26 protein-coding genes are annotated in these 25,416 nt (G+C 62.8%); 7 read left to right on the top strand and 19 right to left on the bottom strand.

Features of this window, described 5'->3' with window-relative positions; all coding sequences use genetic code 11:
* Positions 1-5 precede the first annotated feature (5 nt).
* From L6D75_RS05215 to L6D75_RS05195, 5 genes are all read right to left on the bottom strand, one after another.
* Entirely contained in the window at positions 6-923 is a 918-nt protein-coding gene (locus tag L6D75_RS05215) for a glutamate/aspartate ABC transporter substrate-binding protein (protein ID WP_176511053.1), read from the bottom strand.
* A 376-nt stretch (positions 924-1,299) separates the two neighbouring features.
* Positions 1,300-2,826 carry a glycerol-3-phosphate dehydrogenase gene (gene glpD, locus L6D75_RS05210; protein ID WP_176511054.1) on the bottom strand — a complete coding sequence of 509 codons (1,527 nt, stop codon included), beginning with the start codon at positions 2,824-2,826 and terminating at the stop codon, positions 1,300-1,302.
* Between the two features lie 174 nt (positions 2,827-3,000).
* Positions 3,001-3,756: a DNA-binding transcriptional repressor GlpR gene (glpR, locus tag L6D75_RS05205; RefSeq protein WP_176511055.1), complete on the bottom strand. Its 756-nt coding sequence runs from the start codon at positions 3,754-3,756 to the stop codon at positions 3,001-3,003.
* 156 nt (positions 3,757-3,912) lie between these two features.
* Positions 3,913-5,412, bottom strand: coding sequence for a glycerol kinase GlpK (gene glpK, locus L6D75_RS05200; protein ID WP_176511056.1), 1,500 nt, complete (start codon positions 5,410-5,412; stop codon positions 3,913-3,915).
* 40 nt (positions 5,413-5,452) lie between these two features.
* The gene (locus tag L6D75_RS05195) at positions 5,453-6,304 is read right to left on the bottom strand and encodes an MIP/aquaporin family protein (protein ID WP_176511057.1); all 852 of its coding nucleotides are present in this window, start codon (positions 6,302-6,304) and stop codon (positions 5,453-5,455) included.
* 302 nt (positions 6,305-6,606) lie between these two features.
* Here L6D75_RS05195 and ybaK point away from each other — a divergent pair, with 302 nt between their 5' ends.
* A complete protein-coding gene (gene ybaK, locus L6D75_RS05190; RefSeq protein WP_176511058.1) occupies positions 6,607-7,077 on the top strand; it encodes a Cys-tRNA(Pro) deacylase in 471 nt (156 codons plus the stop codon).
* A gap of 39 nt (positions 7,078-7,116) precedes the next feature.
* On the opposite strand, the gene L6D75_RS05185 is transcribed toward ybaK, so the two are convergent.
* Both L6D75_RS05185 and argF read right to left on the bottom strand, forming a co-directional pair.
* Complete coding sequence (locus L6D75_RS05185; RefSeq protein WP_176511059.1) at positions 7,117-8,226, bottom strand: ABC transporter ATP-binding protein; 1,110 nt, start codon at positions 8,224-8,226, stop codon at positions 7,117-7,119.
* The gene (argF, locus tag L6D75_RS05180) at positions 8,223-9,143 is read right to left on the bottom strand and encodes an ornithine carbamoyltransferase (protein ID WP_176511060.1); all 921 of its coding nucleotides are present in this window, start codon (positions 9,141-9,143) and stop codon (positions 8,223-8,225) included. The genes L6D75_RS05185 and argF overlap by 4 nt, the downstream gene beginning before the upstream one ends.
* A 375-nt stretch (positions 9,144-9,518) precedes the next feature.
* Here argF and L6D75_RS05175 point away from each other — a divergent pair, with 375 nt between their 5' ends.
* Together L6D75_RS05175 and grxD are read left to right on the top strand one after the other, a co-directional pair.
* The gene (locus L6D75_RS05175; protein WP_176511061.1) at positions 9,519-11,627 is read left to right on the top strand and encodes a molybdopterin oxidoreductase family protein; all 2,109 of its coding nucleotides are present in this window, start codon (positions 9,519-9,521) and stop codon (positions 11,625-11,627) included.
* Between the two features lie 90 nt (positions 11,628-11,717).
* The gene (gene grxD / locus L6D75_RS05170) at positions 11,718-12,053 is read left to right on the top strand and encodes a Grx4 family monothiol glutaredoxin (protein ID WP_176511062.1); all 336 of its coding nucleotides are present in this window, start codon (positions 11,718-11,720) and stop codon (positions 12,051-12,053) included.
* A 57-nt stretch (positions 12,054-12,110) separates the two neighbouring features.
* On the opposite strand, the gene bfr is transcribed toward grxD, so the two are convergent.
* The gene (gene bfr, locus L6D75_RS05165; protein ID WP_054899445.1) at positions 12,111-12,584 is read right to left on the bottom strand and encodes a bacterioferritin; all 474 of its coding nucleotides are present in this window, start codon (positions 12,582-12,584) and stop codon (positions 12,111-12,113) included.
* A gap of 200 nt (positions 12,585-12,784) precedes the next feature.
* Positions 12,785-13,006, bottom strand: a complete 222-nt coding sequence (locus tag L6D75_RS05160) for a bacterioferritin-associated ferredoxin (RefSeq protein ID WP_008099571.1) — start codon at positions 13,004-13,006, stop codon at positions 12,785-12,787.
* A 214-nt stretch (positions 13,007-13,220) separates the two neighbouring features.
* On the opposite strand from L6D75_RS05160, the gene L6D75_RS05155 reads away from it, so the two are divergent.
* Positions 13,221-13,823, top strand: coding sequence for a peroxiredoxin (locus L6D75_RS05155; RefSeq protein ID WP_023629028.1), 603 nt, complete (start codon positions 13,221-13,223; stop codon positions 13,821-13,823).
* 165 nt (positions 13,824-13,988) lie between these two features.
* Here L6D75_RS05155 and rnt read toward each other — a convergent pair whose 3' ends face one another.
* Positions 13,989-14,600, bottom strand: coding sequence for a ribonuclease T (gene rnt / locus L6D75_RS05150; RefSeq protein WP_236409926.1), 612 nt, complete (start codon positions 14,598-14,600; stop codon positions 13,989-13,991).
* A 59-nt stretch (positions 14,601-14,659) separates the two neighbouring features.
* Positions 14,660-15,706, bottom strand: a complete 1,047-nt coding sequence (gene pyrC, locus L6D75_RS05145) for a dihydroorotase (protein WP_176511064.1) — start codon at positions 15,704-15,706, stop codon at positions 14,660-14,662.
* A gap of 130 nt (positions 15,707-15,836) precedes the next feature.
* On the opposite strand from pyrC, the gene L6D75_RS05140 reads away from it, so the two are divergent.
* Complete coding sequence (locus L6D75_RS05140) at positions 15,837-16,817, top strand: flagellar protein MotY (RefSeq protein ID WP_176511065.1); 981 nt, start codon at positions 15,837-15,839, stop codon at positions 16,815-16,817.
* Between the two features lie 130 nt (positions 16,818-16,947).
* Positions 16,948-18,165, top strand: coding sequence for an argininosuccinate synthase (locus tag L6D75_RS05135; protein ID WP_176511066.1), 1,218 nt, complete (start codon positions 16,948-16,950; stop codon positions 18,163-18,165).
* Between the two features lie 59 nt (positions 18,166-18,224).
* Here the strand turns inward: L6D75_RS05135 and L6D75_RS05130 are convergent, their stop codons facing one another.
* On the bottom strand, positions 18,225-18,689 hold the full coding sequence (locus tag L6D75_RS05130; RefSeq protein ID WP_176511067.1) for a hypothetical protein: 465 nt from the start codon (positions 18,687-18,689) through the stop codon (positions 18,225-18,227).
* Positions 18,690-18,950: 261 nt separating this feature from the next.
* Between L6D75_RS05130 and L6D75_RS05125 the strand changes: the two genes are divergently transcribed.
* Complete coding sequence (locus L6D75_RS05125; protein WP_176511068.1) at positions 18,951-19,577, top strand: response regulator transcription factor; 627 nt, start codon at positions 18,951-18,953, stop codon at positions 19,575-19,577.
* A gap of 44 nt (positions 19,578-19,621) precedes the next feature.
* On the opposite strand, the gene L6D75_RS05120 is transcribed toward L6D75_RS05125, so the two are convergent.
* The 7 genes from L6D75_RS05120 to metG all read right to left on the bottom strand — a co-directional run bounded on the left by L6D75_RS05120 (position 19,622) and on the right by metG (position 25,322).
* Entirely contained in the window at positions 19,622-19,798 is a 177-nt protein-coding gene (locus tag L6D75_RS05120) for a PA3496 family putative envelope integrity protein (RefSeq protein WP_176511069.1), read from the bottom strand.
* A gap of 104 nt (positions 19,799-19,902) precedes the next feature.
* Positions 19,903-20,541 (bottom strand): endonuclease III, encoded by a 639-nt coding sequence (nth, locus tag L6D75_RS05115; protein ID WP_176511070.1) that lies wholly within the window; start codon positions 20,539-20,541, stop codon positions 19,903-19,905.
* A gap of 4 nt (positions 20,542-20,545) precedes the next feature.
* On the bottom strand, positions 20,546-21,070 hold the full coding sequence (locus L6D75_RS05110; protein ID WP_176511071.1) for an Rnf-Nqr domain containing protein: 525 nt from the start codon (positions 21,068-21,070) through the stop codon (positions 20,546-20,548).
* Positions 21,063-21,665 carry an RnfABCDGE type electron transport complex subunit G gene (locus L6D75_RS05105; RefSeq protein WP_176511072.1) on the bottom strand — a complete coding sequence of 201 codons (603 nt, stop codon included), beginning with the start codon at positions 21,663-21,665 and terminating at the stop codon, positions 21,063-21,065. The genes L6D75_RS05110 and L6D75_RS05105 overlap by 8 nt, the downstream gene beginning before the upstream one ends.
* A complete protein-coding gene (locus tag L6D75_RS05100) occupies positions 21,662-22,633 on the bottom strand; it encodes an RnfABCDGE type electron transport complex subunit D (protein WP_176511082.1) in 972 nt (323 codons plus the stop codon). The genes L6D75_RS05105 and L6D75_RS05100 overlap by 4 nt, the downstream gene beginning before the upstream one ends.
* A gap of 11 nt (positions 22,634-22,644) precedes the next feature.
* Complete coding sequence (locus L6D75_RS05095; RefSeq protein WP_176511073.1) at positions 22,645-23,193, bottom strand: Rnf-Nqr domain containing protein; 549 nt, start codon at positions 23,191-23,193, stop codon at positions 22,645-22,647.
* A gap of 89 nt (positions 23,194-23,282) precedes the next feature.
* Positions 23,283-25,322, bottom strand: a complete 2,040-nt coding sequence (gene metG / locus L6D75_RS05090) for a methionine--tRNA ligase (RefSeq protein WP_176511074.1) — start codon at positions 25,320-25,322, stop codon at positions 23,283-23,285.
* Between the last annotated feature and the right edge of the window lie 94 nt (positions 25,323-25,416).

Genomic DNA, 25,416 nt, shown 5'->3' with positions numbered 1-25,416 from the left:
GAGGATCAGGACTTCTTCTCGTCCGCGGCCTTGTCGGTCGGCTCGGCGATCAGTTTCTTCAGCTCGTCGCTCATCTGGAAGTTCAGGTTCAGCCCCTTCGGTGGGATTGGCTGAGTGAACCACTTGTCGTAGCTCTTGTTGACTTCGCCCGACTTGAAGTAGGCCACGATGGCGTCGTCGACCGCTTTCTTGAACGCCGCATCGTCCTTGCGCACCATGCAGCCGTAGATTTCGTACGACTGTGGGGTACCGGTGATGACCCAGTCTTTCGGGTTGCGGGCCTTGGCCATTTCACCGGCGAGCAGGGCGTCGTCCATCATGAAGGCCACGGCGCGGCCGCTTTCGAGCATGTTGAAGGCTTCACCGTGGTCCTTGGCGGAAATCACGTTCATCTTCATCTGCTTGTCGGCGTTCATCGCCTTGAGGATGCGCTCGGAGGTGGTGCCGGCGGTGGTCACCACGTTCTTGCCGGCCAGGTCCGGGAAGTCCTTGTAGGAAGGCTGACCGTCCTTGACCTTGGTCAGCAGGCGCGTACCGACTTCGAAGATGCCCACCGAGAAGCCGACCTGCTGCTGGCGCTCGACGTTGTTGGTGGTGGAGCCGCACTCCAGGTCGACGGTGCCGTTCTGCACCAGCGGGATGCGGGTTTGCGAGGTGACCAGGTTGTAACGGACCTTGATGTCCGTACCCAGTTGCTTCTTCAGGGCGTCGACGACAGCCAGCTGGATGTCATGCGAGTAGCCCACGGGCTCGGGCTTGCCGGCCAGGTAGGAAAATGGAATGGAGGAGTCGCGGTGCCCCAGGGTGATGGTGCCCGAGTCCTTGATCTTCTTCAGGGTGCCGGTCAGCTCCTCGGCCATGGCCGGCGAAGCGATGACTGCAGCCGCGATGGCGGCGCCCAGCAATTGACGAACGATACGCATCAAATTTTCCTCGACGTGTTTGTTTTTTTTATGGAGCCGTTGGCGGACTCTTTCGTTCAACGAATACAGCATGAAGCGGTGTGCATTCGGGTTTGAAGTGTAGAGCATGAGTCGTGCCAAGCTGCCACTTTCAACCTTACGCATTGAAAATACTAGGTATTACACCTTTGGTACGAGGCGCTCGGCTGGCCTTTTGTACGGCTGGCCGAATGCAATGCGGCCACTTGTTCGGAAAGCCGAACGAAGGGGGTTGTGATCTATCTACCACAGCTGGGTGAAAGGTGGGTGGTTGGCGCGTGCCCTTTACCGCGGGGCAAGGGTGTAAAAACAGCTGCAGCGGCCGTGGCCGCTGCAGTGGAGGAGGAGGAGGGGTGGGTCAGGCGGCGCGCTGCTGCTGTGCAAGCGCGAGGTAGGTAACCAGCGCCTGCTGCTCTGCGGCGGTGGTGAACAGGCCGAGCTTGGTCCGGCGCCAGAGGATATCGTCGGCACTGATTGCCCATTCGGCACTGCGCAGGTAGTCCACCTCGCGGCTGAACAGCCCGCCGCCGATGGCCTGGCCCAGGTCTTCCGGGCCCTGTACGCCATCGAGCAGTTGCCAGGCGCGGGTGCCGTAGGTCAAGGCCCAACGCTTGGCGATATCCACTGGTAGCCAGCTGTGACGTGCCAGCAGGGCATCGACCAGCGCCTGCACGCTGGACATCTGTTCGCCACCGGGCAGGGCCGCTTCGGCCGTCCAGCTGCCACGCATCTGGTTGAAGAAGGGCTTGAGTTCGGCCATGGCCGATTCCGCCAGCTTGCGGTAGGTGGTCAGCTTGCCACCGAACACCGACAGCAGCGGTGCCTGGCCCTGCTCGGCCGACAGCGCCAGGGTGTAGTCGCGAGTGACTGCCGAAGGGTTGTCCGATTCGTCATTGCACAGTGGCCGTACACCGGAGTAGGTGTGCAGGATGTCTTCGCGGCTCAGCGGGCGCTTGAAGTGGGCGTTGACGATGTTCAGCAGGTAGTCGGTTTCCTGCTCGGTAATCGCTACCTTGGCCGGGTCGCCGCTGTACTCGCGGTCGGTCGTGCCGATCAGGGTGAAGCGGTCCAGGTAAGGGATGCAGAAGACGATGCGCTGATCTTCGTTCTGCAGGATGTAGGCATGTTCGCCCTCGTACAGGCGCGGCACGATCAGGTGGCTGCCCTGGATCAGGCGGATGCCGTAGGGCGCATCGAGCTTGAGGTCGTCCTTGATGAAGCTGGCGACCCAAGGCCCGGCGGCGTTGACCAGGGCACGGGCGCGGATCGTGCGCACGCTGCCGTCGGCGACCTGCAGTTCGACTTCCCACACGCCATCGGTACGTTCGGCGCGCAGGCAACGGGTGCGGGTGTGGATGTGCGCGCCGTGTTCGCGGGCGGCCATGGCATTGAGCACCACCAGGCGGGCGTCGTCGACGGCGCAGTCGGCGTATTCGAAGCCACGGCTGATTGCAGGCTTGAGCGGCGAGTCGGCGCCGAAGCGCAGGCTGCGCGAGGCGCCCAGGCGCTTGCGCTTGCCCAGGTGGTCGTACAGGAACAGGCCGGCACGGATCATCCAGGCCGGGCGCAGGTGCGGGCGATGGGGCAGCACGAAACGCATCGGCTTGACGATGTGCGGCGCCTTGGCCAACAGCACTTCGCGCTCTGCCAGGGCCTCGCGCACCAGGCGGAATTCGTAGTGTTCCAGGTAACGCAGGCCACCGTGGATGAGCTTGCTGCTGGCCGAGGAGGTGTGTTGCGCAAGGTCGTCCTTCTCACAGAGAAACACGCTGAGGCCACGCCCGGCGGCGTCGGCAGCAACGCCCACGCCATTGATGCCACCGCCGATCACGGCGAGGTCATAGCAGTCGGCGAGGGGGGGCTGGGACGAAACGGGTTGGGACACGGGCAAGGCCTCCTGGAGCTGTTCACATCGAATATGAACATTGATGTTCGTTTCCGAAAATACTAGCGCAAGAGAAAGCCGGTCGCCAGTCAGTCTTCATAGAAAAAACTGATCAAATGACAATAAAGTGAACATTAACGAAAATGGCGGGCCGCGAAATGGCCCGCCATGGGTTCAGACCACCTCGAGGCGGATCTTGTGCTGGTTGAGCAGCTCGCCCAGCGCCGGGGTGGGCGGCTGGTCGGTGACCAGGCAGTCGACCAGGCTGATCGAGCCCAGGCGCACCATGGCGTTACGCCCGAACTTGCTGGAGTCGGCGGCGAGGATTACCTGCCGGGCGTTGGCGATGATCGCCTGGGAAACACGTACTTCCTGGTAGTCGAAATCCAGCAGGCTGCCGTCTTCATCGATGCCGCTGATGCCGACCAGGGCGAAGTCGACCTTGAACTGGCTGATGAAGTCGACGCTGGCCTGGCCGACCACGCCGCCGTCGCGGCGCACCGTGCCGCCGGCGACCAGGACTTCGAAGTCGTCCTTGGCGGCCAGGATCGCGGCCACGTGCAGGTTGTTGGTGATGACCTTGAGGTGGTTGTGGTTGAGCAGGGCGCGGGCGATCGACTCGGTGGTGGTGCCGATGTTGATGAACAGCGAGGCATGGTCGGGAATCTGCCGGGCCACGGCTTCGGCGATGCGCTGCTTCTCATCGCGCATCTGGTCGGCGCGCATGGCGTAGGCGGTGTTCTCGATGCTCGAGTCGTAGGCCGCACCGCCGTGGTAACGGCGTAGCAGGTTGAGCTCGGCCAGCTGGTTGATATCGCGGCGGATGGTTTGCGGGGTGACGATGAAAAGCTGCGCCATTTCCTCGATGCTGACATAGCCGCGTTCGCGAACCAGCTCGAGAATTTGTTGTTGGCGTGGGGGCAGATTCATGGGCGGTCCTTTGGGGCAGCCGGACAAATTCTGCAATGATGCCGTAGGAAGGGGATCACGGCCAGTAGACGATGGGCCGCCAGGCGGCCTCATCGCCGGCAAGCCGGCTGCCACAGGAGCAGCGCTTGCCGGCGATGAGGCCACAATCACATCACATCAGGCCTCGTGGTCTTCCCAGTCACGGGTACGATCGACCGCTTTACGCCAGCCGGCGTACAGCTTCTCCTTCTGCGCTTCATCCAGCTGCGGGCTGAACTCGCGCTCGATGATCGCCTTGCCGCGCAACTCCTCCAGGCCACTCCAGAAACCACAGGCCAGGCCCGCCAGGTATGCCGCACCCAGGGCCGTGGTTTCGCGCATTTGCGGGCGCTCGACGCAGGTGCCGAGAATGTCGGCCTGGAACTGCATGAGGAAGTTGTTGGCCACCGCGCCACCGTCCACGCGCAGCTCGGACAGGCGCTGGCCGCAGTCCTGCTGCATGGCGTCGAGCACGTCGCGGGTCTGGTAGGCGATCGACTCCAGCGCGGCGCGGATGATGTGATCGACCTTCACCCCACGGGTCAGGCCGAACAGCGCACCGCGTGCATACGGGTCCCAGTACGGCGCGCCGAGGCCGGTGAAGGCCGGCACCAGGTACACGCCGTTGCTGTCCTTGACCTTGCTGGCGAAGTACTCGGTATCGAGGGCGTCGTTGACGATCTTCAGCTCATCGCGCAGCCATTGCACGGTCGAGCCACCGTTGAATACGGCGCCTTCCAGTGCATAGGCCACTTCGCCCCGTGGGCCACAGGCAATGGTGGTGAGCAGGCCATGGGACGACTTCACTGCCTTGTCCCCGGTGTTCATCAGCAGGAAGCAGCCGGTGCCATAGGTGTTCTTGGCCTGGCCCGGCTCCACGCACATCTGGCCGAACAGCGCGGACTGCTGGTCGCCGGCGATACCGGCGATGGCGATGCCGCTCTTGGTGTGGCCATAGACTTCGGAGGACGGGCGCACCTGCGGCAGCATCTGGCGCGGGATGCCGAGGATTTCCAGCAGCTTGTCGTCCCACTGCAGGTCGTGGATGTTGAACATCAGCGTGCGCGAGGCGTTGGTGTAGTCGGTGACATGCACCTTGCCACCGGAGAACTTCCAGATCAGCCAGGTATCGATGGTGCCGAACAGCAGCTCGCCACGCTCGGCGCGCTCGCGGGCGCCCTCGACATTGTCCAGGATCCACTTGAGCTTGGTGCCCGAGAAGTACGGGTCGGTGACCAGGCCGGTGGTCTCGCGGATGTACTGCTCATGCCCGTCTCGCTTGAGCTGGGCGCAGATTTCGGTGCTGCGCCGGCACTGCCAGACAATGGCGTTGTACACCGGGCGGCCGGTTTCCTTGTCCCATACCACCGTGGTTTCGCGCTGGTTGGTGATGCCCAGCGCAGCCACCTGGGCGTGGCTGATGCCGGCCTGGGCCAGGGCTTCGACCATGGTTGCGCTCTGGGTGGCGAAGATTTCCATCGGGTCGTGCTCGACCCAGCCCGCTTGCGGGTAGTGCTGGGCGAACTCGCGCTGGGAGGTGCCGACCACATTGGCGTCGCGGTCGAAAATGATGGCCCGCGAACTGGTCGTGCCCTGGTCCAGGGCAATGATGTAGTGCTTATCCTGGGTGTCTGTCATGGTCGTAGGCCTTGCAAAATGAGGGGGTCAGGGCGCCGCATCAGTTGGCTTGAGTATCGCCCTGGCGATTGTCGTTTGTCTCTGGGTTCGCGCTTGCCGCCTCCGGCAGGTTGCGGGCGATCAGGCCGCGATAGGTCGCGGCACCGAGGCAGGCGCCGAGGATCGGTGCGAACACCGGAACCAGGAAATAGGGGATGTCCCGACCGCCAGTGAAGGCGATTTCGCCCCAGCCAGCCAGGAAAGTCATCAGTTTTGGCCCGAAATCGCGCGCGGGGTTCATCGCGAAGCCGGTCAGCGGGCCCATGGCGCTGCCGATCACGGCGATCAGCAGGCCGATCAGCAGCGGTGCCATGGCCCCGCGTGGCAGGCCGTTGTTGTCGTCGGTAAGGGCCATGATCACCGCCATCAGGATGGCCGTGATCACCACTTCGACCAGAAATGCCTGGCCAGTGGAAAGCAGTGGGTGCGGATAGGTGGAAAACACCGAGGCCAGCTCCAGGCTCTCGCGGCTGCCGCGCAACATGGCATGGGCCTGTTCGAAATCGAAGAACAGGTTGCTGTACAGGGTGTAGACCAGCGCGGCGCCGCAGAACGCTCCGCACACCTGGGCAAGCATGTAGAACGGCAGCTTGCGTTTGTCGAAACCGGCGAACACGGCGAGCGCAATGCTCACGGCGGGGTTCAGGTGCGCGCCGGAAATGCCGGCGGTGAGGTAGATCGCCATGCTCACGCCGCCCCCCCAGATGATGCTGATTTCCCACAGGCCGAAGCTGGCGCCGGCGACCTTGAGGGCGGCGACACAGCCGGTACCGAAGAAGATCAGCAGTGCCGTGCCGAGAAATTCGGCCAGGCATTGGCTGGACAATGTGGGTTCGCGCAGAGCAGTCGTCATGTATGACCTCGGTTTTTTTTGTTGTGAGGCGCGTGGCGCTCGACAGCAATGCCCGGGGCCTATCCCCATTGACCCCGGACGGATACAGGAATGCACCTAAAAAGTGCACCATTTATTCAGAAACGAAAAAATATAGACAAGAAACGCTTATGTCAAAGGTCGAAAGTGAACCATCGGTCACGTTCTGAACGCCCCATGCCGGGCCGAATCCGCAGGCTAGACAGTCCCGTAGGCCATAAGCTGGCTGGGATGTGGGATTTATCCTAAAGTAGCCGCCGACCTGTCCCAGACCGGAGCCTTGCATGACCCCCGCCCTCGACCTGCTGAAAAAAGCCCGTGCCGAACACCGCGTGCACAGTTATGAACATGACCCGAAATCGGCGTCCTACGGGCTGGAGGCGGCAGAAAAGCTGGCGCTCGACCCGCAACAAGTGTTCAAGACGTTGCTTGCGAGCAGTGAGAAGGGCGAGTTGCTGGTGGCGGTGGTGCCGGTGGTGGGCACCCTGGACCTCAAGGCGCTGGCCCATGCCGCGGGCGTTAAGAAGTGCGAGATGGCCGACCCGGCTGCCGCGCAGCGCGCCACCGGCTACCTGGTGGGAGGCATCAGCCCATTGGGGCAGAAGAAGCGCCTGCGCACCTTCATCGATGATTCCGCGCAAAACTTTGCAACCATCCATGTCAGTGCTGGACGGCGAGGGCTGGAAGTCGAGTTGGCAGCGAAGGTGCTGGCGGAGCATACCCAGGGCACGTTCGCCGGAATTGGCCGGGGCTAGAAAGCACCCGGGGCTGCACTGCAGCCCCGGGTGTGGTGGTCAGGTCGCCGAACTGTAGCGGCGAACCCCATTCTCTTGTCGCGGCAGCTGCGCCGCGACACTGCCGGGCACCGGGAACAGCACCAGGTGGTCGGCCTTCACCGCAATCCCCACATCCTCACCCACCTGATGGTCGACATGGCTTGGGAAGATCGCTTCCAGCTGGCTGCCGGTCGGCAGTTGCAGGCGATACAGCGTCGATGCGCCAAGGAAGCTCTTGCCAACGATGGCCGCGCGCAATGCGCTGTCGGGCGCATGGACGATGTCATCGGGGCGCAGCAGCACGTCCACCGAGCTGCCCGGGGCCATGGTGTAGGCGCGGTTGCCACGCAACTCGCCCAGTTCGGTGTTGACCGCCTCATGGCTGCTCATCTGGCCACGGATGAAGTAGCCCTGGCCGATGAAACTGGCAACGAATGGCGTCTGCGGCTCGTGGTAGAGGTTGTAGGGGGTATCCCACTGCTCCAGGCGGCCTTCCTTGAACACGCCCACGTGGTCGCTGACCGCGAAGGCTTCTTCCTGGTCATGGGTGACCAGGATCGCGCTGGTGCCACGGCTTTTGAGGATGTCGCGGACTTCATGGCTCAGGCGCCGGCGCAGTTCCACGTCGAGGTTGGAAAACGGCTCGTCGAGCAGCAGCAATTGCGGCTCGGGGGCCAGCGCGCGGGCCAGGGCCACGCGCTGTTGCTGGCCGCCTGACAGCTCGTGCGGGTAGCGCCCGCCGAGGCCGCCGAGCTTGACCAGCTCGAGCATTTCTTCGACTACCTGCGCCTGGCGCGGGTGCTTGGCGATACCAAAGGCAATGTTCTGCGCCACGGTCAGGTGCGGGAACAGCGCGTAGTCCTGGAACACCATGCCGATGCGGCGCTTTTCCGGTGCCTGAGTGAAGCCTGCGCGGGAAATGACTTCGCCGGCCAGCTGGATTTCACCCTCGTGGACCGGCTCGAAGCCGGCGATGGCGCGCAGCGTGGTGGTCTTGCCGCACCCCGAAGACCCCAGCAGGCAACCGATGTCGCCTGCGTTGAGGTGCAGGTTGAGGTTCTGGACGATGCGCTGGTCGCCATAGCCGCAGGCGAGGTTGCGCAGGTTGAGCAGTAGGGGTTGACTCATGCGTGGTGGTAAGCCGGTTCGACAAGGAATTCGAGAAGGGCCTTCTGCGCATGCAGCCGGTTTTCAGCCTGGTCCCAGGCGACCGAACGCGGGTCGTCGAGCAGGTCCTGGCTGATTTCCTCACCACGGTGGGCGGGCAGGCAATGCATGAACAGGGCATCGGGTGCCGCCAGGTCGAGCATTTCGCGGGTGACCTGGTAAGGCGCGAAGTGCGCCAGGCGCCGTGCAGTTTCCTCCTCCTGACCCATGGAAGTCCAGACGTCGGTGGTCACCAGGTGGGCACCACGCACTGCTTCCTGCGGGTCGCGGATGATCTGCACGCGGTCACCGCCCAGGGCCATGAAGCGTGGGTCCGGCTCGTAGCCTTGCGGGCAGGCGATGCGCAGCTGGAAGTCGAACTGCCGGGCAGCCTCGATGTACGAGTTGCACATGTTGAAGCCATCACCGATCCAGGCCACGGTCTTGCCCTGGATCGAGCCACGGTGCTCGAGGAAGGTCTGCATGTCGGCCAGCAGTTGGCAGGGGTGCGATTCGTCCGACAGGCCGTTGATCACCGGCACCCGCGAGTTGGCGGCGAATTCGGTGAGGGTGCTGTGGGCATGGGTGCGGATCATCACCGCATCGAGCATGCTCGACAGCACGATGGCGCTGTCGCTGATCGGCTCGCCGCGGCCCAGCTGGGTGTCGCGCGGCGACAGGAAGATGGCCTGGCCGCCGAGCTGGATCATGCCGGCCTCGAACGACACGCGGGTACGGGTCGAGGATTTCTCGAAGATCATGCCCAGCACGCGGTTCTTCAGCGGCTCGAACAGCACGCCTCGCTTGCGCAGGTCCTTCAGCTCGATGCCGCGGCGGATCACCCCGAGCAATTCGTCGGTGGTGAAGTCCAGCAGGGAGAGAAAGTGCCTAGCGCTCATGATTGACTACCTTATCTGCAACGAAATGCAGGTCGACCGTATGGTTTTTTTTGACAACGGGAGTGACCTGCGGCGTAAGCCGCACGGGGCGGACGAAATAGGGAAAGGCGCAATACTATAATTAAATGTCGCCTGAAACCAAGAGGGGAAACAGCGGCTCTGTTGCAAAGGGTGTATTTACCCGTTGAGCCCGTGCTGTTTTTTATTTGCTACAGGGTTTGTACACGGCTTGCTGGCAATTTGGCAAATGGCTTTGCCCGGCGCTGGCGCGAATCGTCTGCCTGATGTCGCAGGATTCACGCCACGAAGCCGGCTGGAAGGGGGCCGGGGCGGGGCGCATAGTCACCCTTGGACAACAACAAGGCAGAGGCGGCCATGACCAAGACCCTGCATCACCGTGCCTGTCACCTGTGCGAAGCCATCTGCGGGCTGAACATCGAAATCAGCCATGAGCCTGATGGTGCTGCGCGCATCAGCTCGATCAAGGGCGACCCTGACGACCCGTTCAGCCGCGGCCATATCTGCCCCAAGGCCGTGGCATTGCAGGACATCCAGCACGACCCCGACCGCCTGCGCCAACCGCACAAGCGGGTCGGCGAGCAGTGGCAGGCCATTGGCTGGGACGAAGCCTTCGCCCTGGCCGCCGACAAGCTCTGGGCGATACAGCAGGCCCACGGGCGCAACGCCGTGGCGGTCTATCAAGGCAACCCCAGCGTGCACAACTACGGGTTGATGACCCATAGCAACTACTTTCTTGGCCTGCTCAAGACCCGCAACCGCTTCTCCGCCACCTCGGTGGACCAACTGCCCCAGCACCTGACCAGCCACCTGATGTACGGCCACGGCCTGCTGCTGCCGATCCCTGATATCGACCAGACCCAGTTCATGCTGATCCTCGGCGGCAACCCTTTGGCCTCCAACGGCAGCATCATGACCGTGCCAGACGTGGAAAAGCGCCTGAAGGCCCTGCGTGCCCGGGGCGGGCGCTTGGTGGTGGTAGACCCGCGGCGCAGCGAAACTGCCGCGATGGCCGACCAGCACCTGTTCGTGCGCCCCGGGGGCGATGCGGCCCTGCTCGGCGGCCTTTTGCACACCTTGTTCGACGAAGACCTGGCACGTGGCACGCACTTGCCGGTGAACGGCCTGCAGCAGGTGCGCGAGGCCATCGCGCCGTTCAGTGCCGAGGCCATGAGCGCGCACTGCGGCATCGACGCGGCAGACATTCGCCAGCTGGCACGGGATTTCGCAGCGGCCGACAAGGCCGTGTGCTATGGCCGCATGGGCGTTTCGACCCAAGCCTTCGGCAGCGTCTGCCATTGGCTGGTGCAACTGATCAATTTGGTCACCGGCAATCTTGACCGCGAGGGCGGGGCGCTGTGCACCGAACCTGCCGTGGACCTGGTGGCGAGCACCTCAGGTGGGCATTTCAACGCCTGGCAAAGCCGCGTGTCGGGCTTGCCCGAATATGGCGGAGAGCTGCCTGTTGCGGCCCTGGCCGAAGAAATGCTCACCCCTGGCGAGGGCCAGGTTCGCGCACTGGTGACCGTGGCTGGCAACCCGGTGCTGTCGACCCCCAATGGCCGGCAACTGGACCGCGCGCTGCAGGGCCTGGAGTTCATGCTCAGCATCGACCTCTACATCAACGAGAGCACGCGCCACGCCGACCTGATCCTGCCGTCCACCTCGGCATTGGAAAACGACCACTACGACAGCACCTTCAACCTGCTGGCGGTGCGTAATGTCACGCGCTTCAACCGAGCGATCCTGGCCAAGCCTGAGGGGGCGCTGCATGACTGGGAGATCTTCGTCGGCCTGGCACGGGCGTTTGCCGAGCGTGCCGAGCTGGTGCTCAAACCCACTCTGGCGCCGGCACAGATGATCGACCATGCGCTGCGCAAGGGGCGCTATGGCGATACTTCTACCCTGAAACTCTCGCTGGAAACCCTGGCCCAACATCCCCACGGCCTGGACCTTGGCCCGCTGCGGGCCAACCTCGCGGGGCGCCTGGGCACCGCCAGCAAGGCCGTCGAGGCCGCGCCCCAGGTGCTGCTGGACGACCTGCAGCGCCTTGCCCGGCAGGCGCCGCCGAGGGCTGGCGAGCTGCTGCTGATTGGCCGCCGCCACATCCGCAGCAACAACTCCTGGATGCACAACTTCCATCGTCTGGTCAAAGGCAAGCCGCGCCATCAGCTGTTGATGCACCCGCAGGACCTGCAGCAACGGCACTTGCAGGATGGCCAGCAGGTGCGCATCCGTTCGCGCACCGGCACTTTGGAAGTCGAGGTGCAGGCCAGCGAGGACATGATGCCCGGTGTGGTCAGCCTGCCCCATGGCTTCGGCCATTCGCGCCTGGGCGTGCAGCTGGAGATCGCCCAGGCGCAGCCTGGCGTGAGTGCCAACGACCTGACCGACGAGCGCCTGCGCGACCAAGTGTCCGGCAACGCGGCGCTCAATGGCGTGCCTGTGCAGGTGGAGGCCGCTTGAGCGATGGAGAGGCCGAGCGCGCCGCTTGGGATTCCGTTACAATGCGTCACCGTCCGACGACAGCGTCGCAAAGTTCAGCCGAGGTGCTACATGGATATCATCGAAACGATCAAAGAGCAGATTGCCAACAACACCGTTCTGCTTTACATGAAAGGCTCGCCGAATGCCCCACAGTGTGGCTTTTCTGCGCGTGCCTCGCAGGCCGTGATGGGTTGTGGCGAGAAGTTCGCCTACGTCGACATCCTGCAGAACCCGGAAATCCGCGCCAACCTGCCCAAGTACGCCAACTGGCCAACCTTCCCGCAGCTGTGGGTAGCGGGCGAGCTGGTCGGCGGCAGCGACATCATGCTGGAAATGTTCGAGAAGGGTGATCTGCAGACCCTGATCAAGGAAGCGGCCGCCAAGGCCAAGGCTTCCGAAGCCTGAGCAACACGCAGGCAATAAAAAACCCGCTCAAGGCGGGTTTTTTATTGCCTGCGAAAATTACTCTTCGCCCATCTGCGACTGCAGGTAGTTCTCGATGGTGATCTTGTCGATCAGGCTCAATTGGGTTTCCAGCCAGTCGATGTGCTCTTCCTCGGATTCGAGGATGTCTTCGAGCAGATCGCGCGAGCCGAAGTCGCCGACGGTTTCGCAATGGGCGATGGCGGCTTTCAGGTCGATCAGGCCTTTCTGTTCGATCTTCAGGTCACACTCGAGCATTTCCTTGGTGTGTTCGCCGATCAGCAGCTTGCCCAGGTCCTGGACGTTGGGGATGCCTTCGAGGAAGAGAATACGCTTGATCAGTTTGTCAGCGTGCTTCATCTCGTCGATCGATTCCTTGTACTCGTGCTTGCCGAGTTTGTTCAGGCCCCAATCTTCGTACATGCGGGCGTGCAGGAAGTACTGGTTGATCGCGACCAGCTCGTTTCCGAGGATCTTGTTGAGATGCTGGATGACGCTTACGTCGCCTTTCATTTCGGGTTCCTGCCCTGATAAGTGTGCCAATACAGGGAAGTTTGAGCCCGATACTTAGGGCTGTCAAACCTAAGTTATTGAATAATAAGTGAAAATTAATAGGAATAAGAATGTTTGTGAACCGCGTTGGAACGCTAACTTATTGAATTATGGGCATAAAAAAACCGGACACGAGGTCCGGTTCTTCGAATTCTGTTGGATCAAGCGGCGGTAAATTCCACCGGGTAGGGCAGGGCGGCTTGCTGGCTTACCTGCAGCTCGGTGATCGTTTCGCGGACCACTTGCTTGGCCAGGCAGGCGCATTTGCCACATTGGCTGGCGACGTTGGTCGCAGCCCGGACTTCCTTGTAACTGCAGCATCCTTCATAGATCGCATCGCGGATCTGTCCGTCGGTAACGCCGACACAAAGACACACATACATAAGGGCTGACCATCGCGGGTTGAGTCGATGGGTTGGAGCTTAATGTTAATGAGAATGCTTGTCAAAGGGCTTTCTGAAAGGGCCGCGCTTGAGCGACCGGCGGTTGGATTCGGCCTGTCATCAGAAGCCGTGTATGATGGTCGGCCTTTGTTGGATGTCGGGCAAGCCTGCCTTGGCCCGGCAAACGGTTCTTCACCCTCATCAGGAGATTACAATGAGCGTACTCGTTGGCAAACAAGCCCCCGACTTCACCGTTCCAGCTGTGCTGGGCAACGGCGAGATCGTCGACAGCTTCAACCTGGCCTCGGCCATCAAGGGCAAGTACGGCCTGGTGTTCTTCTACCCACTGGACTTCACCTTCGTCTGCCCGTCCGAGCTGATCGCCCTGGACAACCGCATTCCTGACTTCCAGGCGCGCAACGTGGAAGTGATCGGCGTGTCGATCGACTCGCACTTCACCCACAACGCCTGGCGTAACACCCCGGTCAACAACGGCGGCATCGGCCAGGTCAAGTACACCCTGGCGGCCGACATGACCCACGAAATCTGCAAGGCCTACGACGTCGAGTCCGAAGGCGGTGTGGCCTTCCGTGGCGCCTTCCTGATCGACACCAACGGTGTCGTGCGTTCGCAGATCGTCAACGACCTGCCACTGGGCCGCAACATGGACGAGCTGCTGCGTCTGGTCGACGCCCTGCAATTCCACGAAGAGCACGGCGAAGTCTGCCCGGCCAACTGGAAGAAAGGCGACAAGGGCATGAACGCTTCGCCAGAAGGCGTTGCTGCCTACCTGAGCGAGAACGCTGGCAAGCTGTAATTGCCGCGTGCATAAAAAAACCGGCCCTGGTGGCCGGTTTTTTTATGCTTGGCATTCAAGGCTTGCAGTGCCTGTTCTGGCCCCATCGCCGGCAAGCCGGCTCCCACAGGGGGCACCACAGGCTGGTGACTGTGGGAGCCGGCTTGCCGGCGATGGGGGCCCGACTCAGTCGTTGAAGTCGCGCCAGCCGCCCATTTCCTTCCAGCGGTTGACGATGCCGCAGAACAGCTCGGCGGTCTTCTCGGTGTCATACCGCGCCGAGTGCGCCTCGCGCCCGTCGAAGTCGATGTCGGCGCTCTGGCAGGCCCGCGCCAGTACGGTCTGGCCGTAGGCCAGGCCCGCGAGGGTGGCGGTATCGAAGCTCGAGAACGGGTGGAACGGGTTGCGTTTCAGGTCGTTGCGCGCCACGGCGGCATTGAGGAAACCCAGGTCGAAGCTGCTGTTGTGGCCGACCAGGATCGCCCGCTTGCAGCCATTGGCCTTGAGCGCCTTGCGCACGCCACGGAAGATGTCCGTGAGCGCGCTTTCTTCGCTCACTGCCATGCGCAGCGGGTGGTCCAGCTTGATGCCGGTGAACTCCAGGGCAGCAGGCTCGATGTTGGCGCCCTCGAACGGCTCTACCCGGAAGAAGTAGGTGTGCTCGGGGAACAGGAAGCCTTTCTCGTCCATGCCGATGGTCACGGCGGCGATTTCCAGCAGGGCGTCGGTGGCGCTGTTGAAGCCGCCGGTCTCGACATCCACCACTACCGGCAGGTAGCCACGGAAACGCTCGGCCATCGGGTGGCGCGAGCCGCCGCCGGCCTGGCCGTCCTGGTCGTCTTCGTAGAGGTCTTCGCTCACGCGTTGCCCTCCAGCAGGCGCCAGCGCAGTTTCTCACCGGCGCGCAGCGGGATCACGGTCTGCTCGCCGAAGGGCAGGCTGTCCGGGGCGGTCCACTCTTCGCGGACCAGGGTGATGCTGTCGGTGTTTGCCGGCAGGCCATAGAAGGCCGGGCCATGCAGGCTGGCGAAACCTTCCAGTTTGTCCAGGGCGTTGCGCTGCTCGAAGGCCTCGGCGTACATCTCGATCGCCGCGTAGGCGGTGTAGCAGCCGGCACAACCGCAGGCCGCTTCCTTGGCGTGGCGGGCGTGGGGCGCCGAGTCGGTACCGAGGAAGAACTTCGGGTTGCCGCTGGTGGCCGCGTCCAGCAGCGCCACCTGGTGGGTGTTGCGCTTGAGGATCGGCAGGCAATAGAAGTGCGGGCGAATGCCGCCGACCAGCATGTGGTTGCGGTTGTACAGCAGGTGCTGGGCGGTGATGGTGGCGCCGACGTTGGCCGGCGCTTCGCTGACGAACTGCGCGGCATCGGCGGTGGTGATGTGCTCGAACACCACTTTCAGGGTCGGGAAGCGTTCGACCAGGCGGCGCATGTGCTCATCGATGAAGCGCTTTTCGCGGTCGAACACGTCGATCTCGCTGCGCGTCACTTCACCGTGCACCAGCAATGGCATGCCGACTTCTGCCAGTGCCTCGATGGCCGGGAAGATGTTGTCGATGCTGGTCACGCCCGAATCGGAGTTGGTGGTCGCGCCGGCCGGGTACAGCTTGGCGGCGTACACGATGCCGCTGGCCTTGGCCGCGCGGATGTCCTCGGGGCTGGTGCGGTCGGTGAGGTACAGCACCATCAGCGGCTCGAAACGGCTGCCGGCCGGGCGGGCGGCGAGGATGCGCTCGCGGTAGGCACTGGCTTCGACGGCATTGCGTACCGGCGGAACCAGGTTGGGCATGATGATGGCACGGGCGAAGGTACGCGCCACATCGCCAACGGTATGGGGCAGGACGGCACCATCGCGCAGATGGATGTGCCAGTCGTCGGGACGCAGGAGGGTCAGGCGATCGGACATTGGGGATTCCAGGCGGGTCGAACTCAAGCGCCAATGCTACCGGAAATCCCTGGGCTGAGCACGGCTATCAAGTTTTCCGATCGGCGTCCGATAGCCTGCAGGTAAGCCGTCAGAAATAGTGGAGCCGCCTGTGCGCCAGCGTTACCTAGCCCTGTTGACCCTGTTCGCCAGCCTGCCGGCCGGCGCACTGACTTTCCAGACCCGCATGGAGAACATTGCCTGGAAGGTCGAGGGTGACCAGTTCGAATGCCGCCTGATTCAGCCGATCGACGGCTTTGGCAGTGGCGAGTTCGTGCGCAGGGCGGGTGAGCAGCCGGTGTTCCAGCTTCGCTCCAGCAGCAATGTGCTCGGCGCCGGTTCGGCGACCTTGCTGGCAGCGGCCGCGCCCTGGCAGCCAGGGCGTGGCGACATCAACCTCGGCGCCGTGCGCATGGCCCGCAACGGTGTGCTGTTCACCACCTCCCAGGGCCAGGCCAGCCGCCTGATCAATGGCCTGCTCGATGGCCGCAGCACCGTGGTGCGCAGCTACGCCAGCGAAGGCGGGCGGCCGATGGAAGTGCGGGTGCTGCCGGTGAGCTTTGCCAAGGCCTACAGCGATTACCAGGTCTGTGCCGGCAAGATGCTGGCGATGAACTACGACCAGGTGCGCCAGACCCAGATCGGCTTCCCGGGGGCAGGTATCGACCTGGATGCCGCGGCCCGGGCGCGCCTGGACCTGGTCGTCGAGTACCTGAAGGCAGACCCGACGGTCAACCACATCGAACTCAACGGCCACTCCGACAACAGCGGCAACCGCCTGACCAACCGCGACACCTCGCGCCGCCGCGCGCTGGCAGTCGCCGATTACCTGGTGGCCCATGGCATCGCCGAAGACCAGATCACCGTGCGCTTCCATGGCGAGCGCTACCCGCTGGTGAAGAACAACAGCGCCGCCAACCGCGCCCGCAACCGCCGCGTGAACATCGAGCTGGACCGCGTCACGCCGGTCGAAAAGCCGGCCCAGCAGCCGGCCCAGCAGCCCGTTCCCGCGCCTGCTGCAGCGCCGGCGGCGGCGCCTGCCACCAGCGCCCCTGGCAACGCCCCTGCCACGCCTGCTGCCAAAGCATCCTGAGCGTGCGACAGGGCGTCGCGCCCACGACAGTTCCTGTCGCTTTGTCGTCAGAAGCTGTCGCCCCACTGTAAATTTATCCGTAACGCCGGTAGAATCGGGCCTTTTCCGTACAACCCCGTGGAGTGATGGCATGGCGGACGTAAAAAAGGTCGTACTGGCGTATTCCGGCGGCCTTGATACTTCGGTGATTCTCAAGTGGCTGCAGGATACCTATGACTGCGAAGTGGTGACCTTCACCGCTGACCTGGGTCAGGGCGAAGAAGTCGAGCCGGCTCGCGCCAAAGCCCAGGCTATGGGCGTCAAAGAGATCTACATCGACGACCTGCGCGAAGAATTCGTGCGTGATTTCGTCTTCCCGATGTTCCGCGCCAACACCGTTTACGAAGGCGAGTACCTGCTGGGTACGTCCATCGCCCGTCCGCTGATCGCCAAGCGCCTGATCGAGATCGCCAACGAAACCGGCGCTGACGCCATTTCCCACGGCGCTACCGGCAAAGGTAACGACCAGGTGCGTTTCGAGCTGGGTGCCTACGCACTCAAGCCCGGCGTCAAGGTCATCGCGCCATGGCGTGAGTGGGACCTGCTGTCCCGCGAGAAGCTGATGGACTACGCCGAGAAGCACGGCATCCCGATCGAGCGCCACGGCAAGAAGAAGTCGCCCTACTCGATGGACGCCAACCTGCTGCACATCTCCTACGAAGGCGGTGTCCTGGAAGATACCTGGACCGAGCACGAGGAAGACATGTGGCGCTGGAGCGTCTCGCCGGAAAATGCACCGGACCAGGCCACCTACATCGAGCTTACCTACCGCAACGGTGACATCGTCGCCATCGACGGTGTCGAGAAGTCCCCAGCCACCGTGCTGGCCGACCTGAACCGCATTGGCGGGGCCAACGGCATCGGTCGCCTGGACATCGTCGAAAACCGCTACGTGGGCATGAAGTCGCGCGGCTGCTACGAAACCCCTGGCGGCACCATCATGCTCAAGGCCCACCGTGCCATCGAGTCGATCACCCTGGACCGCGAAGTCGCTCACCTTAAAGATGAGCTGATGCCCAAGTACGCCAGCCTGATCTACACCGGCTACTGGTGGAGCCCGGAGCGTCTGATGCTGCAGAAGATGATCGATGCTTCGCAGGTCAACGTGAATGGCGTAGTGCGCCTGAAGCTGTACAAGGGCAACGTGACCGTGGTCGGCCGCAAGTCGGACGACTCGCTGTTCGATGCCAACATCGCGACCTTCGAGGAAGATGGCGGCGCCTACAACCAGGCCGATGCCGCTGGCTTCATCAAGCTCAACGCGCTGCGCATGCGCATTGCAGCTAACAAAGGCCGCGGCATGCTCTAACTTCAAGTTAGGCAACGCGCATGAAGAACCCCGACACCTGTCGGGGTTTTTTTATGCGTCTATTTCATGAACGGTGTTGTGTTCTCTGGCAGCTCGCTCACGCAAAGGCGAACGCATTGTTGTTTATCCAGGTCGCAGAAAACCCAAGTGCGGCCCAGCGCCTGAGGTTGGGCCAGGGTGTGGAGTATGTGTTGGGTAATCATCGATTGTGCACTTGGGCCAGACAGCATGATGGTAATAGGCTCCTCCTCGCTGCAAGTGAGAGGTTTGCCATTGTTTGCCAAGGTGCTTGCGGCGTTCACGGTTCCGGCGCCGGCAACTTCGGGTTTGTAGAGTGATTTGTAGTTGAAGTTGAGCGTAAGAAAAAACAGCGCTGTGAGAAAAAACGGAAAACCCACCAGGAACCAGGTGTACAGATTCTGGCTCTCATCGCTCAAGAAAGGGAGTGTCGCCAGCGCCGAGGATTCGATGATCCCGGCGAAGATGGCGATAATGGTCAATGGGGCTGCGGGCTGGCTTGTCATCGTGCGCCTCCTGCGCTTTTGCCCATCTATAGCCGAGTATGTCGTGCAAGCGAATGCTGGACTGTTTCCGGGCCATGAAGTAATCCTGCATTTTTCGAGCGGTTTTCAGGGACGATGAAAATTCCTACTTGTAGGAAAATTCCTAAAGCGACGTAAGGCTCATCTATTCATGTATTTGCTCTGGTGTTTGGCGCGCCATTGAACGTGCGGCTCGGTTAAGGTGAGCCGTCTCAAAGAAAATAATGAATGAATGGATATCGCATGAATAAAGTCCTAATCGTGGATGACCATCCGGTCATACGCCTGGCAGTGCGCATGCTGATGGAGCGGCATGGCTACGATGTGGTCGCGGAAACCGACAACGGAGTGGCAGCCTTGCAGCTTACGCGGGAATACCTCCCCGATATCGTGGTGCTGGATATCGGTATTCCCAAACTTGACGGGTTGGAGGTAATTGCCCGTCTGTCATCTGCCAGCCCCGGAAGTCGCGTGCTGGTATTGACCTCGCAGGCACCTGGGCACTTCTCCATGCGTTGCATGCAGGCGGGCGCGTCTGGTTACGTGTGCAAGCAGCAGGAGCTCACGGAGTTGCTGAGCGCGATCAAGGCGGTGCTGTCTGGTTACAGTTACTTCCCCAACCAGGCCTTGCACAAGTCGCGAGGGCGGGTAGGGGCGGTGAGTGAGATGGAGATGGTCGATCGCCTGTCGGCAAGGGAAATGATGGTGTTGCAGCAATTGGCGCGGGGCAGGTCGAACAAGGAAATCGCCGAGAGCATGTACCTCAGCAACAAGACGGTCAGTACCTACAAGACCCGCTTGCTGCTGAAGCTCAACGCCCACTCGCTGGTAGACCTGATCGAGCTGGCCCGGCGGCACGGCCTTTCGTGAGGCCACAATGCAGAAAGCCTCCGCAGGGAGGCTTTCTGTCTGGACTACAAATCGTAGTCGAAATCGGCGAGTTGCCGCTTCAGGCGGCGTTCTTCCAGCAGGTTGTCAATGGTCCGGCGCTTGCTCAGGTTGGTCTTCGCGGGTTCCACCTGCGGCTCCGCTTCGTCGTCAGCGGTGGCAAAGTCATCTTCGATCGACAGGTCGTCTTTATCGGTACTCATGGGTCGCTCCAAGCCAATGGGCCATTGGCCGTCCTTATAACCAGAAAGCGAAGCCTGGTAAAAAAGATTTTTTCAATCGAAACCCATGCCTTTTCGCTATCGAATCAATCGTCGGACGTCTTCTGCTTGTACTCGCACAAATCTTCGATGCGGCAACTGCCACAGCGGGGCTTGCGTGCCTGGCACACATAGCGCCCGTGCAGGATCAGCCAATGGTGCGCATCGAGCAGGTAGTCCTTGGGCACGAACTTCACCAGCTTCTTTTCCACCTCGAGTACGGTCTTGCCTGGCGCGATGCCGGTGCGATTGCTGACCCTGAAGATGTGTGTGTCCACCGCCATGGTCGGCTGGCGGAAGGCCGTGTTGAGGACCACGTTGGCAGTCTTGCGCCCTACGCCCGGAAGGGCCTCGAGCGCTTCACGGGTTTGCGGTACCTCACCGCCATGGCGTTCGATCAGCAGGCGGCAGGCTTCGATGACATTCTTGGCCTTGCTGTTGTAGAGGCCGATGGTCTTGATGTATTGGCTCAAGCCTTCGACGCCCAGCGCGTAGATGGCTTGCGGGGTATTGGCGACCGGGAACAGGCGGGCGGTGGCCTTGTTGACCCCGACGTCGGTGGATTGCGCCGAAAGGGTCACGGCGACCAGCAGTTCGAAGGGCGTGGTGTAGGCCAGTTCTGTCTTCGGGTCGGGATTGTCTTCGTGCAGCCTGCGAAAGATCTCCAGGCGTTTGGCAGCATTCATGGGGTCAACGAGTTCCTTGACGGCGAGAGGGGGCGTGCCCCAGGCGTAGGCGATTGTACAAGGCCAACAGGCTGCCGAGCAGTAGCAGTGCGCCGAAGCCGAGACTGGCCCCATGCCAGCCCAGGCCTTGTTCGAGCCATTGACGGCTGGCACCGAGCAGCAGGTAGAGCAGCAGCAGGCCCGCCAGCTGCGTGAGCAATTGCCGCCAGCGCCCGGCGGCTGGCAGCAGCCCATCAGCAACCAGGCACTGCAGGCAGAGCAGCGCCGGGAAGTGACCGAGTGCCAAGGCCTGCGGCAATGCCCAGGCGCGCAGCGCCAGTTGCAGGCAACTGACCAGGGCTGCAATCAGCAACAGGCTGGCCAGCCAGTACATTGCACCGCTGAGCCTGGTGCGCAATGGCGCCAACAGCGCCTGGTGCAGGATGCTCACCAGCAGCATGCCGGTACCCAGGGTAGCGGCTAGGATGAACGTGCCGGTTGCGCCAAGCAGCGGCGCCAGGCCGGCCACCAGCAGGCAATACCTATTCATGGGCGGGGCTTCCCAGCAACAGCGTGCGATGCTGGTCAAAATAGACCAGCGCCTCCTGCTGCGCAGTGATCACGGCACGCGAGGTAACCGTCGCCCCGGCCAGCTGATCGAAGTCACCCTGATCGCGCTTGAGCGCCCAGTGGTCATCCAGGCCACGGTTGGCAAATTGCCCCAACCAGTTCACCTGTGTATCGCTGATGCGGCCTCCCAGCCCTGGGCTTTCCTGGTGCTCGATCACTTGCGTGCCAATCAGGCGCCCATCGGCGCTGATGGCGATGACCAGCCGGATTGGCCCGCCATAGCCTTGCACCTGGGTCAGCAGCACCACCGCTGTTGGCACTGCGCCCAGCGTAGCGCGGTAGGCGGCGCTGATATGGCTGTGCGCGGGCTGCTCGCCTGGAAGCGGCAGCGGCTGGCTCAGGGGCTGGTTGTCATAGCGTTGTTCAGGCAATACAGCGAGAAACTGCTGCGCGTGCAACTGCTGTTCGGCTTCGAGGATGGGCGCGCGGGTCCATTGGCGCCATGCCAGTGTGGCCGTCACCGTGATCCCGGCCACCACCAGCAGCAAGGCGGCGCCGAGCATGCGCGCGTTCATGGCGCCGCCTGCTGGCGTCGCAAGGCGAGCCGGTCGAGGGCCGGAACCATCAAATTCATCAGCAAGATGGCGAACGCCGTGCCATCCGGGTAGTTGCCCCAGGTGCGGATCAGGTAGATCAGCACCCCGGCGCCAAACCCGAACAGCAGCCTGGCCAAGCCGGCCTTTGGCCCGGACACCGGTTCCGTGGCAATGAAAAAGGCCGCCAGCATGGTCGAGCCGGAGAACAGGTGCAGCAAAGGCGAGCCATTGGAATCCGAGCCGGAGCCATTCCAGGCCAGCAGGCTGAACAGCACCAGCCCGCCCAGCAGGCCCACCGGTGCGTGCCAGCTGTACACCTTGCGCTGCAACAGAAACATCCCGCCGAGCAGCAAAGCCAGGTTAATCCACTCGCCGCCGCGGCCGCCGATGCTGCCGAAGCCCGGGTGGCTGGCGAACAGTTCATCGACGGTCAGGCTGCGGTTGTGGCGCAGGCCATCGAGAATGGTCGGGCTGGCCCAGGCGTCGATCTGCTCGCCACCGCCAAACACCAGGTGCAAGCTGTCGACGAACCCGGGGGGTTGCCCAGGCCAATGGTTCATCTGCAGCGGGAAACTCAGCAGGGCGAACGCATACCCCAGCATCGCCGGGTTGAACAAATTGCGGCCCACCCCGCCGAATGCCTGCTTGCCCAGGCCGATGGCGATGGCCGCCGCCGTCATTGGCAGCCACCAGGGCGCCTGAGTGGGCAGGGCGATGGCCAGCAGCACCGCAGTCACCAAGGCACTGCCGTCGTTCAAGTTGGCGGCCAGCGGCTGGCCGCGCAGGGCCAGCAGGGCGGCTTCGCAGCACAGCGCGCTGGCGGCGCATAGGGCGAGGCTCAGCAGCAGCCCCCAGCCTTGCAGCCAGAACGCTGCCAGCAGCCCAGGGATGCAGGCCAGCAGCACCAGGCCCATGGCAGTGCGCAAGCGCGGGTCAGGTGCGGCGATGCTCGATCCGCTCATTGTGCGAATAATCCGTTGAGTCCCGAGAACGCCATGGCCATCACGCCGGCACCGAGCAGAGTGATGGGCAAACCGCGCAATGCTGTCGGAATCTCGGCGTGTTCGCTGCGTTGCAGCAGGTCGTCGAACAGTGCCAGGGCCAGCCAGAAACCAAGCCCGGCCACCACGCTGCAGCCCAGCGTTGCAAGCCACCCGGGCTGTTCGGCCATGCCCTGCAGGGCCAGGCCAAGCGCTGTGGCATTGCCCAGCAAAGGCAGCATGAGCCCGGCGCTGGGCCACTGCGGGCGTAACCTTGCCAGCGCTTGCGTCACGCCCCACGCCAGCAGCCCCAGCCAGGGCAGGAGCAGGAACAGGCGCAGGTCTTCGAGCTGCCAAGGCGCTATCACCCAGTGCTCCAGCAGCTGGCCGCCACAGATGCCCAGGGCGATGGTCAGCGCGCACGCCAAGCCGCACACATGCACCCGCAGGCGTGACAAGGGCTGTTGTTGCAGGAAGAGGTGGCTGACCAGCGCAGCGCTGACCAGAACCAGGACATGATCGTTCATGTAGATGAAGATAGCCGCGTTTCGCCTGCGCGTGCGGCCATGCAGGAGTGGATAAGAATGCCCCGGCACGAAGGCCGGGGCAGGGGGCGTTACTTGATGCGCTGGCCTGGCTTGGCACCGCTGTCAGGGCTGAGCAGGTAGATCTCTTCGCCGCCTGGGCCGGCGGCCATGACCATGCCCTCGGACACGCCAAAGCGCATTTTGCGTGGCTTGAGGTTGGCCACCATCATGGTCAGCCGGCCTTCGAGCTTGGAAGGGTCCGGGTAGGCCGACTTGATGCCGGAGAACACATTGCGACGCTCGTCGCCGATGTCCAGGGTCAGGTGCAGCAGCTTGTCGGCGCCGGGCACCGCTTCGGCCTTGACGATCAGCGCCACGCGCAGGTCGACGGCGGCGAAGGTGTCGAACTCGATTTCCGCCGACAGCGGGTCCTTGGCCAGTTCGCCGTTGCCGGCCGGGGCCTTGGCTTCGGCGGCCAGCAGGTCTTCCTTGCTGGCGGCGACAATGGCTTCGACCTTGGCCGGCTCGATGCGGCTCATCAGCGCCTTGAACGGGTTGAGTTGGTGGTTTTCCAGGCGCGACTGGTGGTCGTTCCAGGTCAGCGGCGCGACGTTGAGGAAGGCCTCGGCGTCGGCAGCCAGCACCGGCAATACCGGCTTGAGGAAGATCACCAGCTGGCGGAACAGGTTGACGCCCTGGGCGCAGATTGCCTGCACTTCGTCCTGCTTGCCTTCCTGCTTGGCCAGCGACCACGGGGCCTTGTCGGCGATCCAGGCGTTGGCGCGGTCGGCCAGGGCCATGATTTCACGCATGGCGCGGCCAAAGTCACGGCCTTCGTAAGCCTCGGCAATCGACGGGGCGGCTGTGAGGAAGGCTTCGGTCAGCTCCGGTGCGGCATCGCCGGCAACCATGACGCCGTCATTGCCCTTGTGGATGAAGCCTGCGCAGCGGCTGGCAATGTTCACCACCTTGCCGACCAGGTCCGAGTTGACCTTCTGCACGAAGTCCTCGAGGTTCAGGTCGAGGTCGTCGACGCCACGGCCGAGTTTGGCGGCGTAGTAGTAGCGCAGGTACTCCGGCTGCAGGTGGTCCAGGTAGGTGCGGGCCTTGATGAAGGTGCCGCGCGACTTGGACATCTTGGCGCCGTTGACGGTCAGGTAGCCGTGCACGTTGACCGCGGTCGGCTTGCGGAAGCCCGAACCCTCGAGCATGGCTGGCCAGAACAGGGCGTGGAAGTTGACGATGTCCTTGCCGATGAAGTGGTACAGCTCGGCCTTGGAGCCTTCGTTCCAGAAGGCGTCGAAGTCGAGCTCCGGGCGGCGTGCGCAGAGGTTCTTGAAGCTGGCCATGTAGCCGATGGGCGCATCCAGCCAGACGTAGAAGTACTTGCCAGGCTCGCCCGGGATCTCGAAGCCGAAGTACGGCGCATCGCGCGAGATGTCCCACTCCTGCAGGCCCGAGTCCAGCCATTCGGCGAGCTTGTTGGCCACGGCGTCCTGCAGGGTGCCGCTGCGGGTCCACTGCTGCAGCATGGCCTGGAAGTCCGGCAGCTTGAAGAAGAAGTGCTGGGAGTCACGCAGTACCGGGGTGGCACCGGAAATCGCCGACTTCGGGTTCTTCAGCTCGGTTGGGGCATAGGTGGCGCCGCACTTTTCGCAGTTGTCGCCGTACTGGTCTTCGGCCGCGCACTTGGGGCAGGTGCCCTTGATGAAGCGGTCGGCCAGGAACATGCCCTTTTCCGGGTCGAAATACTGGGTCACCGAACGGGTGGCGATGTGCCCGGCGTCACGCAGGCGCGTGTAGATCAGGCTCGACAGCTCGCGGTTTTCTTCGCTGTGGGTCGAGTGGAAGTTGTCGAAGTCCACCAGGAAATCGGCGAAGTCGCCGCTGTGCTCGGCTTGCACGTTGGCAATCAGCTGCTCGGGGGTGATGCCTTCCTTTTCGGCGCGCAGCATGATGGCCGAGCCGTGGGCGTCGTCGGCGCAGACGTAGATGCACTGGTTGCCGCGTAGTTTCTGGAAGCGAACCCACATGTCCGTCTGGATGTACTCGAGCATATGGCCAAGGTGGATGGATCCATTGGCATAGGGCAGGGCGCTGGTAACGAGAATCTGACGTGGCTCGGACATAGTGGCTCGGCTACTTATTCGGCTCGGGTAAAATTGAGGGTGATCGGCCACTATAAAGGGCTCGCGAATATATTTCACCCCGCGCACGCATCTG

Origin of the sequence: Pseudomonas faucium, from assembly GCF_021602585.1 — a bacterium.
Classification (GTDB): Bacteria; Pseudomonadota; Gammaproteobacteria; order Pseudomonadales; family Pseudomonadaceae; genus Aquipseudomonas; species Aquipseudomonas faucium.
This window is presented reverse-complemented; position numbering and strand designations above follow the sequence as displayed.

Coding starts and splice junctions, on each gene's coding strand:
- bfr (WP_054899445.1), bottom strand. CDS start 12,584: ATGAAAGGCGACGTAAGCGTCATCCAGCATCTCAACAAGATCCTCGGA.
- glpR (WP_176511055.1), bottom strand. CDS start 3,756: ATGAATCTGCCCCCACGCCAACAACAAATTCTCGAGCTGGTTCGCGAA.
- L6D75_RS05185 (WP_176511059.1), bottom strand. CDS start 8,226: ATGAGTCAACCCCTACTGCTCAACCTGCGCAACCTCGCCTGCGGCTAT.
- L6D75_RS05130 (WP_176511067.1), bottom strand. CDS start 18,689: ATGACAAGCCAGCCCGCAGCCCCATTGACCATTATCGCCATCTTCGCC.
- argF (WP_176511060.1), bottom strand. CDS start 9,143: ATGAGCGCTAGGCACTTTCTCTCCCTGCTGGACTTCACCACCGACGAA.
- metG (WP_176511074.1), bottom strand. CDS start 25,322: ATGTCCGAGCCACGTCAGATTCTCGTTACCAGCGCCCTGCCCTATGCC.
- grxD (WP_176511062.1), top strand. CDS start 11,718: ATGGATATCATCGAAACGATCAAAGAGCAGATTGCCAACAACACCGTT.
- L6D75_RS05125 (WP_176511068.1), top strand. CDS start 18,951: ATGAATAAAGTCCTAATCGTGGATGACCATCCGGTCATACGCCTGGCA.
- L6D75_RS05215 (WP_176511053.1), bottom strand. CDS start 923: ATGCGTATCGTTCGTCAATTGCTGGGCGCCGCCATCGCGGCTGCAGTC.
- ybaK (WP_176511058.1), top strand. CDS start 6,607: ATGACCCCCGCCCTCGACCTGCTGAAAAAAGCCCGTGCCGAACACCGC.
- pyrC (WP_176511064.1), bottom strand. CDS start 15,706: ATGTCCGATCGCCTGACCCTCCTGCGTCCCGACGACTGGCACATCCAT.
- L6D75_RS05155 (WP_023629028.1), top strand. CDS start 13,221: ATGAGCGTACTCGTTGGCAAACAAGCCCCCGACTTCACCGTTCCAGCT.
- L6D75_RS05160 (WP_008099571.1), bottom strand. CDS start 13,006: ATGTATGTGTGTCTTTGTGTCGGCGTTACCGACGGACAGATCCGCGAT.
- rnt (WP_236409926.1), bottom strand. CDS start 14,600: ATGGCCGAGCGTTTCCGTGGCTACCTGCCGGTAGTGGTGGATGTCGAG.
- L6D75_RS05175 (WP_176511061.1), top strand. CDS start 9,519: ATGACCAAGACCCTGCATCACCGTGCCTGTCACCTGTGCGAAGCCATC.
- L6D75_RS05095 (WP_176511073.1), bottom strand. CDS start 23,193: ATGAACGATCATGTCCTGGTTCTGGTCAGCGCTGCGCTGGTCAGCCAC.
- glpK (WP_176511056.1), bottom strand. CDS start 5,412: ATGACAGACACCCAGGATAAGCACTACATCATTGCCCTGGACCAGGGC.
- L6D75_RS05105 (WP_176511072.1), bottom strand. CDS start 21,665: ATGAACGCGCGCATGCTCGGCGCCGCCTTGCTGCTGGTGGTGGCCGGG.
- L6D75_RS05110 (WP_176511071.1), bottom strand. CDS start 21,070: ATGAATAGGTATTGCCTGCTGGTGGCCGGCCTGGCGCCGCTGCTTGGC.
- nth (WP_176511070.1), bottom strand. CDS start 20,541: ATGAATGCTGCCAAACGCCTGGAGATCTTTCGCAGGCTGCACGAAGAC.
- L6D75_RS05120 (WP_176511069.1), bottom strand. CDS start 19,798: ATGAGTACCGATAAAGACGACCTGTCGATCGAAGATGACTTTGCCACC.
- L6D75_RS05195 (WP_176511057.1), bottom strand. CDS start 6,304: ATGACGACTGCTCTGCGCGAACCCACATTGTCCAGCCAATGCCTGGCC.
- L6D75_RS05135 (WP_176511066.1), top strand. CDS start 16,948: ATGGCGGACGTAAAAAAGGTCGTACTGGCGTATTCCGGCGGCCTTGAT.